The organism is Amycolatopsis sp. NPDC104587 (assembly GCF_055583645.1).
In genome coordinates this window covers 65,822-77,885 of record NZ_JBVJNO010000025.1, presented here as the reverse complement: position 1 = coordinate 77,885, position 12,064 = coordinate 65,822, and the positions used below count along the sequence as shown (strand labels likewise).

General features: G+C 71.6%; 14 protein-coding genes. 6 read left to right on the top strand and 8 right to left on the bottom strand.

What is annotated here, in order from left to right; all coding sequences use genetic code 11:
* The coding region (locus ACZ61C_RS46355) for a class II fructose-bisphosphate aldolase (RefSeq protein WP_465314380.1) at nt 1-151 on the bottom strand (151 nt) is incomplete at its 3' end.
* Nucleotides 152-386: 235 nt separating this feature from the next.
* On the opposite strand from ACZ61C_RS46355, the gene eno reads away from it, so the two are divergent.
* Nucleotides 387-1,670: a phosphopyruvate hydratase gene (gene eno, locus ACZ61C_RS46350; protein WP_465314379.1), complete on the top strand. Its 1,284-nt coding sequence runs from the start codon at nt 387-389 to the stop codon at nt 1,668-1,670.
* A gap of 33 nt (nt 1,671-1,703) precedes the next feature.
* Here the strand turns inward: eno and ACZ61C_RS46345 are convergent, their stop codons facing one another.
* A complete protein-coding gene (locus ACZ61C_RS46345) occupies nt 1,704-2,309 on the bottom strand; it encodes a MerR family transcriptional regulator (protein WP_465314378.1) in 606 nt (201 codons plus the stop codon).
* Between the two features lie 201 nt (nt 2,310-2,510).
* Between ACZ61C_RS46345 and ACZ61C_RS46340 the strand changes: the two genes are divergently transcribed.
* A complete protein-coding gene (locus ACZ61C_RS46340) occupies nt 2,511-3,191 on the top strand; it encodes a hypothetical protein (protein WP_465314377.1) in 681 nt (226 codons plus the stop codon).
* On the opposite strand, the gene ACZ61C_RS46335 is transcribed toward ACZ61C_RS46340, so the two are convergent.
* From ACZ61C_RS46335 to ACZ61C_RS46320, 4 genes are all read right to left on the bottom strand, one after another.
* Complete coding sequence (locus ACZ61C_RS46335; RefSeq protein ID WP_465314376.1) at nt 3,167-4,258, bottom strand: ATP-binding protein; 1,092 nt, start codon at nt 4,256-4,258, stop codon at nt 3,167-3,169. The genes ACZ61C_RS46340 and ACZ61C_RS46335 overlap by 25 nt on opposite strands.
* Before the next feature lie 28 nt (nt 4,259-4,286).
* Nucleotides 4,287-4,589: a hypothetical protein gene (locus ACZ61C_RS46330; protein ID WP_465314375.1), complete on the bottom strand. Its 303-nt coding sequence runs from the start codon at nt 4,587-4,589 to the stop codon at nt 4,287-4,289.
* A gap of 12 nt (nt 4,590-4,601) precedes the next feature.
* Entirely contained in the window at nt 4,602-4,958 is a 357-nt protein-coding gene (locus tag ACZ61C_RS46325) for a hypothetical protein (RefSeq protein ID WP_465314374.1), read from the bottom strand.
* Between the two features lie 168 nt (nt 4,959-5,126).
* Nucleotides 5,127-5,498: a hypothetical protein gene (locus ACZ61C_RS46320; RefSeq protein ID WP_465314373.1), complete on the bottom strand. Its 372-nt coding sequence runs from the start codon at nt 5,496-5,498 to the stop codon at nt 5,127-5,129.
* 155 nt (nt 5,499-5,653) lie between these two features.
* Between ACZ61C_RS46320 and ACZ61C_RS46315 the strand changes: the two genes are divergently transcribed.
* Nucleotides 5,654-7,150: a LodA/GoxA family CTQ-dependent oxidase gene (locus ACZ61C_RS46315; RefSeq protein ID WP_465314372.1), complete on the top strand. Its 1,497-nt coding sequence runs from the start codon at nt 5,654-5,656 to the stop codon at nt 7,148-7,150.
* Nucleotides 7,147-8,208, top strand: coding sequence for an NAD(P)/FAD-dependent oxidoreductase (locus tag ACZ61C_RS46310; protein ID WP_465314371.1), 1,062 nt, complete (start codon nt 7,147-7,149; stop codon nt 8,206-8,208). Before ACZ61C_RS46315 ends, ACZ61C_RS46310 begins: the two co-directional genes overlap by 4 nt.
* Here ACZ61C_RS46310 and ACZ61C_RS46305 read toward each other — a convergent pair.
* On the bottom strand, nt 8,190-8,957 hold the full coding sequence (locus ACZ61C_RS46305; protein WP_465314370.1) for an SDR family oxidoreductase: 768 nt from the start codon (nt 8,955-8,957) through the stop codon (nt 8,190-8,192). The two genes, ACZ61C_RS46310 and ACZ61C_RS46305, sit on opposite strands and share 19 nt — an antisense overlap.
* A gap of 71 nt (nt 8,958-9,028) precedes the next feature.
* Nucleotides 9,029-9,610 (bottom strand): TetR/AcrR family transcriptional regulator, encoded by a 582-nt coding sequence (locus tag ACZ61C_RS46300; RefSeq protein ID WP_465314369.1) that lies wholly within the window; start codon nt 9,608-9,610, stop codon nt 9,029-9,031.
* A 22-nt stretch (nt 9,611-9,632) separates the two neighbouring features.
* Between ACZ61C_RS46300 and ACZ61C_RS46295 the strand changes: the two genes are divergently transcribed.
* Together ACZ61C_RS46295 and ACZ61C_RS46290 are read left to right on the top strand one after the other, a co-directional pair.
* Nucleotides 9,633-10,496: a patatin-like phospholipase family protein gene (locus tag ACZ61C_RS46295; RefSeq protein WP_465314368.1), complete on the top strand. Its 864-nt coding sequence runs from the start codon at nt 9,633-9,635 to the stop codon at nt 10,494-10,496.
* Nucleotides 10,497-10,654: 158 nt separating this feature from the next.
* Complete coding sequence (locus ACZ61C_RS46290; RefSeq protein WP_465314367.1) at nt 10,655-12,061, top strand: cytochrome c biogenesis protein CcdA; 1,407 nt, start codon at nt 10,655-10,657, stop codon at nt 12,059-12,061.
* The last annotated feature ends 3 nt before the right edge of the window (nt 12,062-12,064 follow it).

The window sequence follows — 12,064 nt, the reverse complement described above, 5'->3', positions numbered from 1 at the left end:
GGATGATGCCGTCGCTCTCCGCCTCGGCGAACCCGCGGATGGCGGCGTTCACGGTCTCGGACGAGGTCACGTTGATGGCCGGGTAGGCGAACTCGCCTCCCTTGGCCCGGTCGAGCATCTCTCGGTAGACCTCGGGGGTGGCGATGGGCATCGTCGGGCTCCACTTCGGACTCGGGGGTGGGTTTCCGGCGGAACGCTAGCCCAGCGGCCGGGCCCGGCGGTGCTCGTGCGGGGTGATGCTGGGGTTTTCCCCAGTGGCGGCCGGGTAGACAGGGAGTACCGGTCCGGCCGGTGGCAGGTGACGACGTCGTCCCGGCCGCGCCGTGTTCGTCCCGCCGGCCTTCCCTGGAACCGAAGTACGACTCCGTCGTGCGCTGAGGAGAGAAATGACTGCCATCGTCCAAGTCACCGGCCGGGAGATCCTGGACAGCCGCGGCAACCCGACCGTCGAGGTCGACGTCGAGCTCGCCGACGGTTCGTTCGGACGGGCGGCGGTGCCGTCGGGCGCGTCGACCGGCACGCGGGAAGCGGTCGAGCTGCGTGACGGGGATCCGCACCGCTTCCTGGGCAAGGGGGTCTCGAAGGCGGTCGCCGCGGTGAACGGCGAGCTGGCCGACGCGGTCGAGGGGCTCGACTCGCGGTCGCAGGCCACGGTGGACCGCGCGATGATCGAGCTGGACGGCACGCCGAACAAGGCGCGCCTGGGCGCGAACGCCATCCTCGGGGTTTCGCTGGCGGTGGCGAAGGCGGCCGCCCAGGCGCACGTGCTGCCGCTGTACCGGCACCTCGGCGGCGACGACGCGAACCTGCTGCCGACCCCGATGATGAACATCGTCAACGGCGGCGCGCACGCGGACAACGGCATCGACTTCCAGGAGTTCATGATCGCGCCGGTCGGCGCGACGAGCTTCGCGGACGCGGTCCGCATGGGGGCCGAGGTGTTCCACACGCTGCGCGGGATCCTGCGCGACGCCGGGCACAACACGAACGTCGGGGACGAGGGCGGGTTCGCCCCGCAGCTCGACACGGCCGACGAGGCGCTGAGGTTCGTGGTGCGGGCGATCGAGCAGGCCGGGTACGTTCCCGGGGACGACGTGGCGCTGATGCTGGACCTGGCCGCGTCGGAGTTCTACCAGAACGGCGTCTACCACTACCGCGGCGAAGGCGTGAAGCGCTCGGCGTCCGAGCACGCCGGTTACCTGCGCGACCTGGTGGCCCGGTACCCGATCGCGTCCATCGAGGACGCGATGGCGGAGGACGACCTGGCCGGCTGGCAGCTGGTGACCCGGGCGCTGGGGGAGGAGGTGCAGCTGGTCGGGGACGACGTCTTCTGCACCAACGTCGGCCTGCTGTCCGACGGCGTCGCGCAGGGGGTGGCGAACGCGATCCTGGTGAAGGTCAACCAGATCGGCACGCTGACCGAGACGCTCGAAGCGGTCGAGGTCGCTTCCCGGGCCGGGTACGGGGTCGTGCTGTCGCACCGGTCCGGCGAGACCGAGGACACGACGATCGCCGACCTTTCGGTGGCCACGGACTGCGGGCAGATCAAGACCGGGTCGCTGTCGCGGACCGACCGCACGGCGAAGTACAACCAGCTGCTGCGGATCGAGGAGGATCTCGGGCGGTCGGCGCGGTACGCGGGCCGCGCGCCGCTGAGCCGGCAGCGCTGAGCCGGGCCGGCGCCGGGACCGCGGGTCCCGGCGTCAGGCCTGCGCCGGCGCGGCGAGCACGTCGACGAGGGCGACGTGGCGCAGCCCGGCGAAGAGCCGTTCGCCGAGCAGGGTCGTGATGAGCGCGGTCTCGCCGGGCCGCCGGGCCGGGCCGACGTCGTTGATGAGGGCGGCGTCGACGGCGGCGACCGCGCGGGCCAGGTCGGCGTACTCGGCGAGCCGGCCGGAGATCGCGCCGTGGTCGAGGCCGTGGCAGACGGCCAGCACGGTGACCAGGTTGGCGACGGCGGGATCGGTGTCGTCGACCGGCGCGCCGAGCAGCTCGGCGACCCGGGCGAGCGCCCAGTCGCGCGCGGTCTCGGCGACCGGCCGGACGTGCACGCGGCCGTCCTGCGCCACCCCGAGCACGACGGGAGCTTCCCGGCCGGCGTCGAGCGCCGCGAGCACGTCCGCGACCTCGGCCAGCGAGAGCCCCCCGATCTCGCGCAACGCGCAGACGAGCCGCAGCCGTTTCACGTGCTCGGGTGAGTACTGCGCCTGGTTGTGCCCGACCCGCCGCCCGGCGGGCAGCAGGCCCTCGCGCAGGTAGTACTTGACGGTCGCGACCGGAACACCCGATTCCGCGCTGAGTTCAGCCATCCGCATGGTCGCCGGTACCCCTTCTCGCACCCGTTCGCACGGGAGAGCCCAGTGAACCGCGCGCCGCCCGGGGTCGCCCAGCACCGGCCGTGAAGTCTGGTGGGATGACCACATTTCGCGGCTCGATGCAGCAGCCGGGAGGGGTCCCCGGCGCTCCGTGAGAGTCTCTCGCCAACCCGGGTCCGGCCGAGAGGATGTCCGATGCGTCGGGTCGCGCGTGCTCGCGGTCGCTGGAGTGCGGTGCTCGCCGGCCTGTTCCTGGCCGCGAGCGTCGTCACCGCATGCGGGACCGAGGAGCCGCCGGCGCGCCCCTGTCCCGGCCCCTCGGAGCAACCGGCGCCGTACAACAAGGACGGTGCGTCCTTTCCCGGCCCGGGGACTCGCTTCGCCACCCTGATCAAGGCGACGTCCGGTTATCCCGACCCGCGCGACGGCCACCGGCTGCTGTGGGGCTCGTTCGCGCCGAAGCTTCCGACGGCGTGGGAGCCGGTGCCGGAACCCGGCTCGGATCCGAGCGGACGTCAGGTTCAAGACGGCCGCCACGGTGCCATCTACGCGGCGAAGGTGCAGCTGGTCGTGTGCGAATACCCGCTCTCCGTCGACGCCCGGAGCGTCGGCTACGGCTGCGGGCCGTACCAGGGCGGCGTCGGCGCGATCGCCGTGTACCGCCTGCGATACCGCTACGAAGTGCGGCAAGCGCGCACCGCCGCCCTGGTCGGCAGTTTCGAGCTGGACAGCAACGCCTACCGCACCCCGGTCGACCTGTTCTGCCCCGACCGGGTCGACCCGGCGGCGCCGGAAGACGCCGCGGTCGCCGAGGTCGTGGCGGACGAAGACCTCGCGACGGCGTTGCGTCCTTACGTCGCCCCATCGCGGCCCTGAGCCCGGCTGGCCAGCCGGGCGTCGATCTCGGCTTTGGTCGCCGCCAGGTCGACGGCGCTCGACGGGATTTCCTCGGCGCCGGCGGACAAGCGTTGCCGGACGTGCGTGGTCAGCAGATCCATCGGCAACGCCGGCAGTCCGCGCCGGGCCGCCGCGACGGCCGCGCGCAGGACGGCTTCCTTGATGTCGCGGCCGGTCACCCCGTCGATCTTCGCGAGCGTGTCCACGTCGACGTCCGCGGCGAGCGGAAGCTCGTCGGGGAGGTGGTTGCGCCAGAGGGCCTTCCGGGCTTCCGGCCCGGGCAGCCCGAAGTCGACGTGCGTGAGCCGCGACGAGATCGCCGTGTCGTAGCTGCCCTGGAGGTTCGTGGCGAAGATGACCAGGCCTTCGAACGAGTCGAGCGCCATGAGCAGCTCCGTCCGCATGGAGTTGATGGCACTTTCGGCCGCCTGGTCGGGCTGGGAGAACCGGCGGGACAGCAGGGATTCAGCCTCGTCGACGAACAGCACGGCGTTCTGCGTGGCGGCGGACCGGAACAGGTTCACCACGTTCTTGGGGCCGTCTCCGTGGTACTTGCTCTCCAGGTCGGACAGCCTGCTCGTGATGATGCCGCGGTTCAGCCGGTGGGCCACGGCGTGCGCCGCCATCGTCTTCCCGGTGCCCGGCGGGCCGCGGAAGTTGACCGCGACCGAAGGGTTCGGCTCGATCGACCGGAGGTTCCACCGGTCGAAGATCGTCGGCGCGACCTCGACGAAGGCGACGCAGTCGAGCAGCAGCTCGGTCGTCTCCCCGGGCAGGACCAGCTGGTCGAACCGCCACTTGGGCCGGGCGGGGGTCAGGACCGCAGCGCGGGGTTCGGTGTTCGGCGCGGCCTGGGCTCGCTCGGGCGGGGCCGGAGCGGGCTGCCGGGACCCGTATCCGGCCGTGATCGCGAAGGGGCCGGTCCGGTTCCGGCGGGCCATGGTCGAGATCAGCTCGAAGAGCCGCACACGGAACATCGCCAGGTCGGTGGGGCCGGCGTTCGGAATCGTTCCCTCGAAGAAGAAGTCGGACGATCTCGGTTCCACCTGGGCTCTCCCGTCTTCCGGACCGCGGTCAGGTCCTGATCGTGATGACATTCGTGCCGCCGAAGCGGTCGTGCAGGGCCGGGTCGAGGGTCTGCGCGTCCCACGACTGCGTGGCGACCTTGACACCCAGCGGGGAGAAAACGCCGACGACCACCTGGTACCGGCCGGACGCCAGCCGGTTCTTGATGATCTCGGCCGAGCCCCTGGCCGCCGACCGGGACGCGATGTAGCTGTCGACGGCCCGCCAGGACAGGATTTCGACGACAACGGCGGCCGCCGCGGTCCCGGCGCCGGCGAGCAGAGCGAGCAGGATGAGCGTGATCGGTTCCATTTCCTCGGCTTTCTAAGTGAAGACGATCATTCCGTCGCCTTCGTTCGTCTTCCTGATCAGGTCCTGGTCGGAGGTGACCGGGGAAGAGACCGCCCGCGCGTCGAGCACCGTGCCGTTTCGCCGGTCGTAGATCGCCTGGACGATCTGGGTGCTCGCGCTGGTGCGGGAAAAGACGCCCGGCACCTCCACGTAGTTGCGGTTGTTCAACCGCTTGGCCAGGACGACCCCGATCACGTCGCGGTCGCGTTGCGCGATACGCCGGCGCGCGGTGAACCAGTCGACGATCTTGCGGAGGGTCAACACCACGAGAGCGACGACGACCGATCCGACGAACGACGCGATCGCCAAGCTGAGTGAAATGGGTTCCATCACCGTCATCCCCTTCGCCGGAACCATGACTTGAGACCGGCCAGGCTGACTCTCCTGGCGGCCCTTCTTCGTTTTGCGGTCAGCAGGAACACGAGGAACATCAGCGCCAGCGCCGCCCCGGCACCGACGGAGACGGACACGGCGATCGTGGTTGTCGACATAGTGGTCCTATCGGAAGATGACGAGGTCGGCTTCGGCGAGCCGCCGGCCGAGCTCGGGGCCGAGGGACTTGGCGACCAGCCGCCGGCCGTGCGGATGACCGCTTTCGTCGAGGCAGATGCGGTCGGCGTCGTCGAGGAAGATCTGGAAGAGCAAGTGGCCTTGGGGAAAGGGCAGCCGGAGCAGCGCGCCCGCGACGATCTTCGGGTCGCCTGGGTGGTTCTCGACGAAGTACCGGATGATCTCTTCGAGGTCGACGACCTTGACCTTCCGCGGCCGCGGTCTGATCTTGATGCCGTCGAACATCCTGGTCAACCACCGCAAAGTCTCGTGCAGCATCGGATCGCCGACGCCGACCACCCGGTGACCACTGTCGGTCATGCTCTCTCCTTCGCCGGTCCCTGTGCTTGGTCAGAGCCGCGGGGCCGCGCCGCTGATACAGGCCGGTTCGGCGGGTGTAACGTTCCCGCCCGGCCGCCGACTCAGGGTTTCGAAGAAGCAGCGCGTCGAATCGTTTCCGATGATTTTATTTCGAGGTGTGCGCGGTGGACATTACCGAGATTCGAATCCATCCCGCGATCGGTATCGCCCGGGTGGGAAACAGTGAAACCGGATTCTTCGTCGGTCCCGAACGGAAGTGGGACACCGCGGCGCCGGCGGACGGGAAATACAAGGACCCGTGCGGCCGGATCAAGCGCCAGGCCGCCCGGTTCCGGTTGTTCGCCTTCGACGAGCACAACACGGCGACCGAGCTCGTCGCGGGGACCGGCGTCGAGATCGAATGGACCGTGCACCTCGTCAACGCCAAGGCGGCGGCCCGGATGTTCGATTCCGCGTCGACCCGGAACAGCGGTTGTTCGTATGCCGGGCTCAAGGACCTGATGATCGATCCCGGGCCGCGAACCGTCGGCGGGACCGGGCAGGAGGCGCTCTTCGACAGCGGGGTGTTCAAGCTCAAAGGCCACCCGGCCGAACGGGTCCCGCTGGGCGCGATCCGCACCGATGAGGCGGGCCGGTTGCTGGTGCTGGGCGGGTTCGGCGCCGCCGGATCCCCGTCCGGAGCACCGCTCGCCACCAGCGGCGACAGCGACGACTGGTACGACGACATCTCCGACGGCCCGGTCACCGCCCGGGTGAAGATCAAGGGCGAAGAGCATGACGTGGCGGGCGCCTGGGTGATCGTCGCGCCACCGAAGTTCGCTCCGCCGGTCATCCACGCGGTCCGGCTCTGGGACGAAATGCTCCAGGAACTGGCTCCGCCGGCGGCGTCCGCCCGGTTTTCCTACGTCGACGACATCTATCCGATCATCCAGGCGGCGATCGACGCGGGCGGGGTGAACGCGAGCGCGTACAGCACCGAAGACCACGGCAAGACCCGGCTGCACCACGTTTTCCGGCACCCGGTCGACGGACCGGCCAAGGCCGCCATCGCCAGGCGGGTCGACCGGATCGGGACCGGGCACATGCCGATGCTGAGGTCGAAGCTCGACCCGGCCGACCTGGACCTCGAGCTGACACCGACGCAGAAGTGCATGGTCGCGAAGTGGGCGCGGGGAGACAAGGAGGCCGGGCCCCGGTGGAACGCCGCCTGGACCGGCGGGCCGCCGGTGCCGGGTCCGGTCACCCCCGGGGGAATGGACAAGGCGGCGCTGGAGAACTGCGTCGGCGGCCCGTTCTGTCCCGGGATCGAGGCGGGAGAGTTCCTGCTGCGGCCGGGAAAGTACGAATCGGTGCGGACTCTCGACGGACGGCCGTCGTTCCGGCTCCGCCACGGCGAAGTCCGGCCCGGTGAGGTCACCGCGAACATGACGGTGCCGTGGCAGGCCGACTTCGAAGCCTGCGAAAACTTCTGGTGGCCCGGTGCCCGGCCGGACAAGGTCAGGGTGGCGGGCTCGCCGGCGACTGCCCCGCGCGAAGACTGGAGACGCGGGTTCGGCCGGGCCGGGTTCGTCGCCGGTGGCTGGACGAAGCTGGGGTTCGTCATCCGGCAGCAGGACGGCCTGGTCGAGACCGAACGCGCTCCGGACCGATGAAGTCCCTGGAGGTCGCGGTGGTCGGCGGCGGCCCCGCCGGCGCGGTGACCGCGCTCCGGCTGGCCCGCCGCGGTGTCGACGTCGGGCTGTACGCGCCTTCGGCGGACGACCGGACGCGTATGGCCGAAACCCTGCCGCCGTCGGTCAATCCGGTGCTGCGCGAGCTGCGGGTCTGGGCCGAGTTCACGGCGCTCGAAGCCGTGGCGTCCTACGAAACCACGGCCGTCTGGGGCGCCGACGAGGTGTCGGCCCGGTCGTTTCTCTTCTGCCCCTACGGCAACGGCTGGCACGTCGACCGGGCGCGCTTCGACCGGATGCTCTCGGACGTCGCGAAGGAGAGCGGGGTGGCGGTGTTCCCGGCCAAGGTGCGCCGGGTGTGCCCCGCGCCGGGCGGGTTCCTCATCGACGCGGCGATCCCGGCCCGGGCGGAGGTGGTCGTGGACGCCACCGGGCGCGCCGCGCGGATCTCACGAGGGCTCGGCGCCCGGCAGATCCGGTCCGACCGGCTGGTCTGCGCCGCGAGGACGTTCCCGGCACGGCTGGGCGAGCTGCCCGGAGACACGTTCGTGGAGGCGGTGGACCACGGCTGGTGGTACGCGGCCCCCTTGCCGGACGGCCGGCGCACGGTGGCGTGTTTCACCGACGCCCCGATAGCGGCGCGGCTGGCGCTGGGCACCCCGGCCGGGTGGACGGCCGCGGCGTCGGGCGCGAGCCACGTCCGGCAGGTCGTGGCCGGCCCGGCGGCGGGTCCGGTCCACGTGGTCACGGCGGCGGTCCACCGGCTGCACCCGTGCACGGGCCCGGGCTGGCTGGCGGTGGGCGACGCGGCGCTGGCCATGGACCCGCTGTCTTCCGGCGGCGTCACCTCGGCCCTGCGAACGGCGAACGCGGCGGCGGACGCATTGCTCACCGGTGACCGGCCGGGGTACGCGGACCTGGTCGACGACCTTGCCGCGGACTACGCCCGGCAGTACTCGGCGGTCTACGGCCGGGAGACCCGCTTTCCGCGCGCCGAGTTCTGGGAAGCCCGCCGCTGCGGTCACCAGTCGAGGTCGTAGGGCAGGAAGATCTCGTCCTCGGGGGCGGCCTTGCGGGCGGCCAGGATCTTCTCCGCGGACGGTCCGGCGGTCACGCGCAGCGGCGGGTTCTCCCGCTCGATCGTGTCGGCCACCACTGTGGCCACCTCCTCCGGGGTGACGACCTCGCCGCGGGTCTTGACCAGCTCGTCGAACAGCGGGCCGTACGGGTCGTCGGCGGCGCGGTACGTCTTGGCCTTCGCGCCGCCGTTGGTCGTCACCACTCCCGGCTGGACCAGGCTGACCTTCACGCCGAAGTGACCGGTTTCGATGGCCAGTGCTTCGGCCATCGCCTCCACCGCCCACTTGCTCATCGCGTACGGGCCGATGATCGGCAGCACCATCCGGCCCTGGATGCTCGACAGGAACACCAGGTGCCCGGAGCCGCGTTCCCGCATGCCGGGCAGGGCGGCCTGGACGACGCGCAGCGCGCCCAGGGTGTTCAGGTCGAAGAGCCGGGCGACCTCGGCGACCGGGACCGTCTCCAGCGGGGCGCGCATGGTCTCTCCGGCGTTGTTGACAACGACGTCGATCGGGCCCGCGGCCCTGATCGCCGCGTCGACGCCGGCCTGGTCGGTGACGTCGAGCCGGAGCCGCTCGGCGATCGGGAGGTCGGCCAGGCTTTCGGGATCGCGGGCGGTGCCGATGACGTGGTGACCGCGGCGGGCGAGCTCCAGCGCCGTGGCGCGGCCGATTCCCTGGGAGGCGCCGGTGATGAGGATCGAAGGCATGGGGACCACGCTAGCACGTATGTATGTCGGCCGACATAATTTGAAGCCTGATGGCCGGGCGGAGTGAAGAATCAGCCGCGGGTGAGCGTGTGCGCGCGGCTCGCCAGGACGTCCCGGATCGCGTCGAACGGCTCGGGGCTGCGCAACGCGCGTGAGGTCACGAGCGCTCCTTCGACGCCCGCCACCGTCGCGTGCGCCAGCTCGCGGGCGCCGGCCGGGTCCGTGCCGAAAACCACGAACCGGAGCGCCAGGGTCTCGACCATCAGGAAGAACGCGCGCCGGCTGACGGCGCCCAGCTCCTCGGAGGACTCGCCGACCTCGATCACCAGCGGGGCGATCGTGCAGCCGCGGCCGTAACCGCTGTCCTGCATGCCTTTGCGGGCCACCTCGACGTAGGCCCGGACCAGGTCCTCGGCCGTGTCCGCTTCTTCGGCGAGCCGGTTGATCAGGTCGACCTGCTCCCGCGTGTGCTCCTCGGCCGCCTCGGCGGCCATCTGCACCTTGCCCTCGGGAAAGTGGTAGTAGATCGACCCGCGCGGCGCTGCGCTGCGCTCGACCACATCGGACAGCGCCATCGAGCTGTAGCCGTGTTCGCGGATGAGCTGGCGGGCGGCCCCGACCATGCGCTGCTTGGTGTCCGTACGTCGAGCCATGGCCGAAGTGTACTCTGCGGGCATGTATGACGGACGACATAATCAGCGATCGTCGGTTTCCCCGGCGCTCGTCCTGGGCGGCGGTGGGCCGGCGGGGGCGTCGTGGACGTCGGCCCTGCTGACCGGGTTGCGCGCGGCCGGGGCTCCGCTGGACGGTTCCGACGTGCTCGGAACGTCGGCCGGCTCGGTGGTCGGCGCCTGGCTGACGAGCGAACCGGACGGCCTGGCGGAGGTGCCGGCCCTGATGCACAAGCGCGCGGCCTGGCACGCGGGCAACACCTCGACCGGGCGTCCGGACACCGGCCTGTTCACCGCGCTCGTGGCGGACACCCGGAAGGGCACCGGCCCGGCCGGGGAGATCGGCCGGGCCGCGATCGCGGCGATGCCGCCGATTTCCGCCGAGCAGGCCACCGACCTGTGGCAGGCGATGCTGCCCGCGGGCGCGTGGCCGTCGCGGCTGCGGATGACGGCGGTGGACGCCGCCACCGGCCGGGTGCGGGTCTGGTCGGCCCGGGACGGCCTTCCCCTGGCCGTCGGGGTCGCGTGTTCCACCGCGGCCCCCGGGGTCGCTCCGCCGGTCGCGGTGGCGGGCGGGACCTGGCTGGACGGGGGAGTGCGGAGCGGCACCAACGCCGACCTGGTGGCCGACAACACCGCGGGACCGGGCCGGGTGCTGGTCGTGGCGCCCCTGTCGGCCGGGAACCTCGGCCGCGAAGAGGCTTTCCTGGCCGAGCGCGGTCACCGGGTGCGTGTCGTCGTCGCGGAACCGTTCTTCACCGCGCCGATGGATCTGCTCGATCCGCGGTTCGTCGCCATCGCGGCCGACGCGGGCGCGGCGCAGGCGCGTGCACTGGCGCCGGAACTGCTGACCTGGTGGAACGGCTGAGCCGGACCGGAAGCGAGTCTTACGAATCCCTGACCGCCGCCGCGGGACCGGCCGCCGCGACCCGGCATCGGCCTGCGCTCGGCCGGGACGGAGGAGGTCACCCTGGTCACGTTGGTGCTGATCGGTCTGGTCGGCGGGCTGATCACCGGCATCTCGCCGTGCGTGCTCCCGTGCTGCCGGTGTTGTTCATGACCGGCGGCACGGGTGCGGCGGCCGCCGCACCCACCCGGCGCCGGCCGTTCCTCATCGTGGCCGGGCTGGCGTTGAGCTTCAGCCTCGTCACGCTCCTCGGCACCCTCGTGCTCGCCGCGCTGCACCTGCCCGGCGACGTGCTGCGCTGGGCGGGGCTCGTCGTGCTGGTGGTGCTCGGGGTCGCGATGATGGTCCCGCGGGTGCAGGACCTCCTGGAACGGCCGTTCGCCCGCCTGGGCCGCAAATCCGTGCCGGGCGACCGCGGCGCGTTTGTGCTCGGGCTCGCGCTCGGCACCGTCTACGTGCCGTGCGCGGGGCCGGTGCTCGCGGCCATCACCGTGGGCGGCGCGACCCACACGATCGGCGCCGGGACCATCGCGCTCACCGTCGCTTTTGCTGTCGGCACAGCGGTTCCGCTGCTGTTCTTCGCGATGGCGGGCAACCGCGTCGCCGAGCGGGTGAAGGCGTTCCGCACCCGGCAACGGCAGGTGCGCGTCGCCGCGGGTGTGGTGGTGACCGGGCTGGCCGTCGCGCTCACGTTCAACCTCGCCGACGCCCTGCAGCGCGCCATTCCCGACTACACCGCGGGACTGAACCAGGCCCTCGGCACGGACGAGGTCGGCGGCGGCAGCCTGCAGGCGTGCGACCCGTCCGACGAGCTGCAGGACTGCGGCGCCGCGCCGCAGCCCGCCGGGATCGGCCAGTGGCTGAACACCCCGGGCGGGAAACCCCCGGTGCCGGCCGGAAAAGTCGTGCTCTACGACTTCTGGGCCTACTCCTGCATCAACTGCCAGCGTGCGATCCCGCATGTCGAAGCGTGGTACCAGCGCTACCACGACGCGGGCCTGGAGATCGTCGGGGTGCACACGCCGGAGTACGCGTTCGAGCACGTCCCGGCCGACGTCGCGGCCGGCGCCGCCCGCCGGCACATCACCTACCCCGTGGCGATCGACAACGACTACGCCACCTGGAACGCCTTCGGCAACCAGTCCTGGCCCGCCGAGTACCTCGCCGACGCCGCCGGGCGGGTCCGCCACGTCTCGATCGGCGAAGGCGACTACGACGGCACCGAGTCGCTCATCCGCGAGCTGCTCACCACCGCCGACCCGGCCCGGACGCTGCCCCCGCGCACCGACGTCGCCGCCGGCGACGACGATGCCTCCCTGACGCTCACCTACAACGCCTCGGTGGTCTACCTCGACGTCGGCGGCACGGGCACGGTCACCGCGACCGCCGGCGGTGTCACGCGGACGATCCCGGTGTCCGGCAGCCCGGACATCCACGCCGTCGTCCAGACGCCGAATCCGCAGCAGGGCACGGTGACCGTGAAGCTGAGCAAGGGGTTGCAGGCGTATTCGTTCACGTTCGGCTGACGG

What these genes read in the sequence shown, in the direction of transcription:
- eno (WP_465314379.1), top strand. Translation starts at nt 387, where the DNA reads ATGACTGCCATCGTCCAAGTCACCGGCCGGGAGATCCTGGACAGCCGC.
- ACZ61C_RS46345 (WP_465314378.1), bottom strand. Translation starts at nt 2,309, where the DNA reads ATGGCTGAACTCAGCGCGGAATCGGGTGTTCCGGTCGCGACCGTCAAG.
- ACZ61C_RS46340 (WP_465314377.1), top strand. Translation starts at nt 2,511, where the DNA reads ATGCGTCGGGTCGCGCGTGCTCGCGGTCGCTGGAGTGCGGTGCTCGCC.
- ACZ61C_RS46330 (WP_465314375.1), bottom strand. Translation starts at nt 4,589, where the DNA reads ATGGAACCGATCACGCTCATCCTGCTCGCTCTGCTCGCCGGCGCCGGG.
- ACZ61C_RS46325 (WP_465314374.1), bottom strand. Translation starts at nt 4,958, where the DNA reads ATGGAACCCATTTCACTCAGCTTGGCGATCGCGTCGTTCGTCGGATCG.
- ACZ61C_RS46320 (WP_465314373.1), bottom strand. Translation starts at nt 5,498, where the DNA reads ATGACCGACAGTGGTCACCGGGTGGTCGGCGTCGGCGATCCGATGCTG.
- ACZ61C_RS46310 (WP_465314371.1), top strand. Translation starts at nt 7,147, where the DNA reads ATGAAGTCCCTGGAGGTCGCGGTGGTCGGCGGCGGCCCCGCCGGCGCG.
- ACZ61C_RS46305 (WP_465314370.1), bottom strand. Translation starts at nt 8,957, where the DNA reads ATGCCTTCGATCCTCATCACCGGCGCCTCCCAGGGAATCGGCCGCGCC.
- ACZ61C_RS46300 (WP_465314369.1), bottom strand. Translation starts at nt 9,610, where the DNA reads ATGGCTCGACGTACGGACACCAAGCAGCGCATGGTCGGGGCCGCCCGC.
- ACZ61C_RS46295 (WP_465314368.1), top strand. Translation starts at nt 9,633, where the DNA reads ATGTATGACGGACGACATAATCAGCGATCGTCGGTTTCCCCGGCGCTC.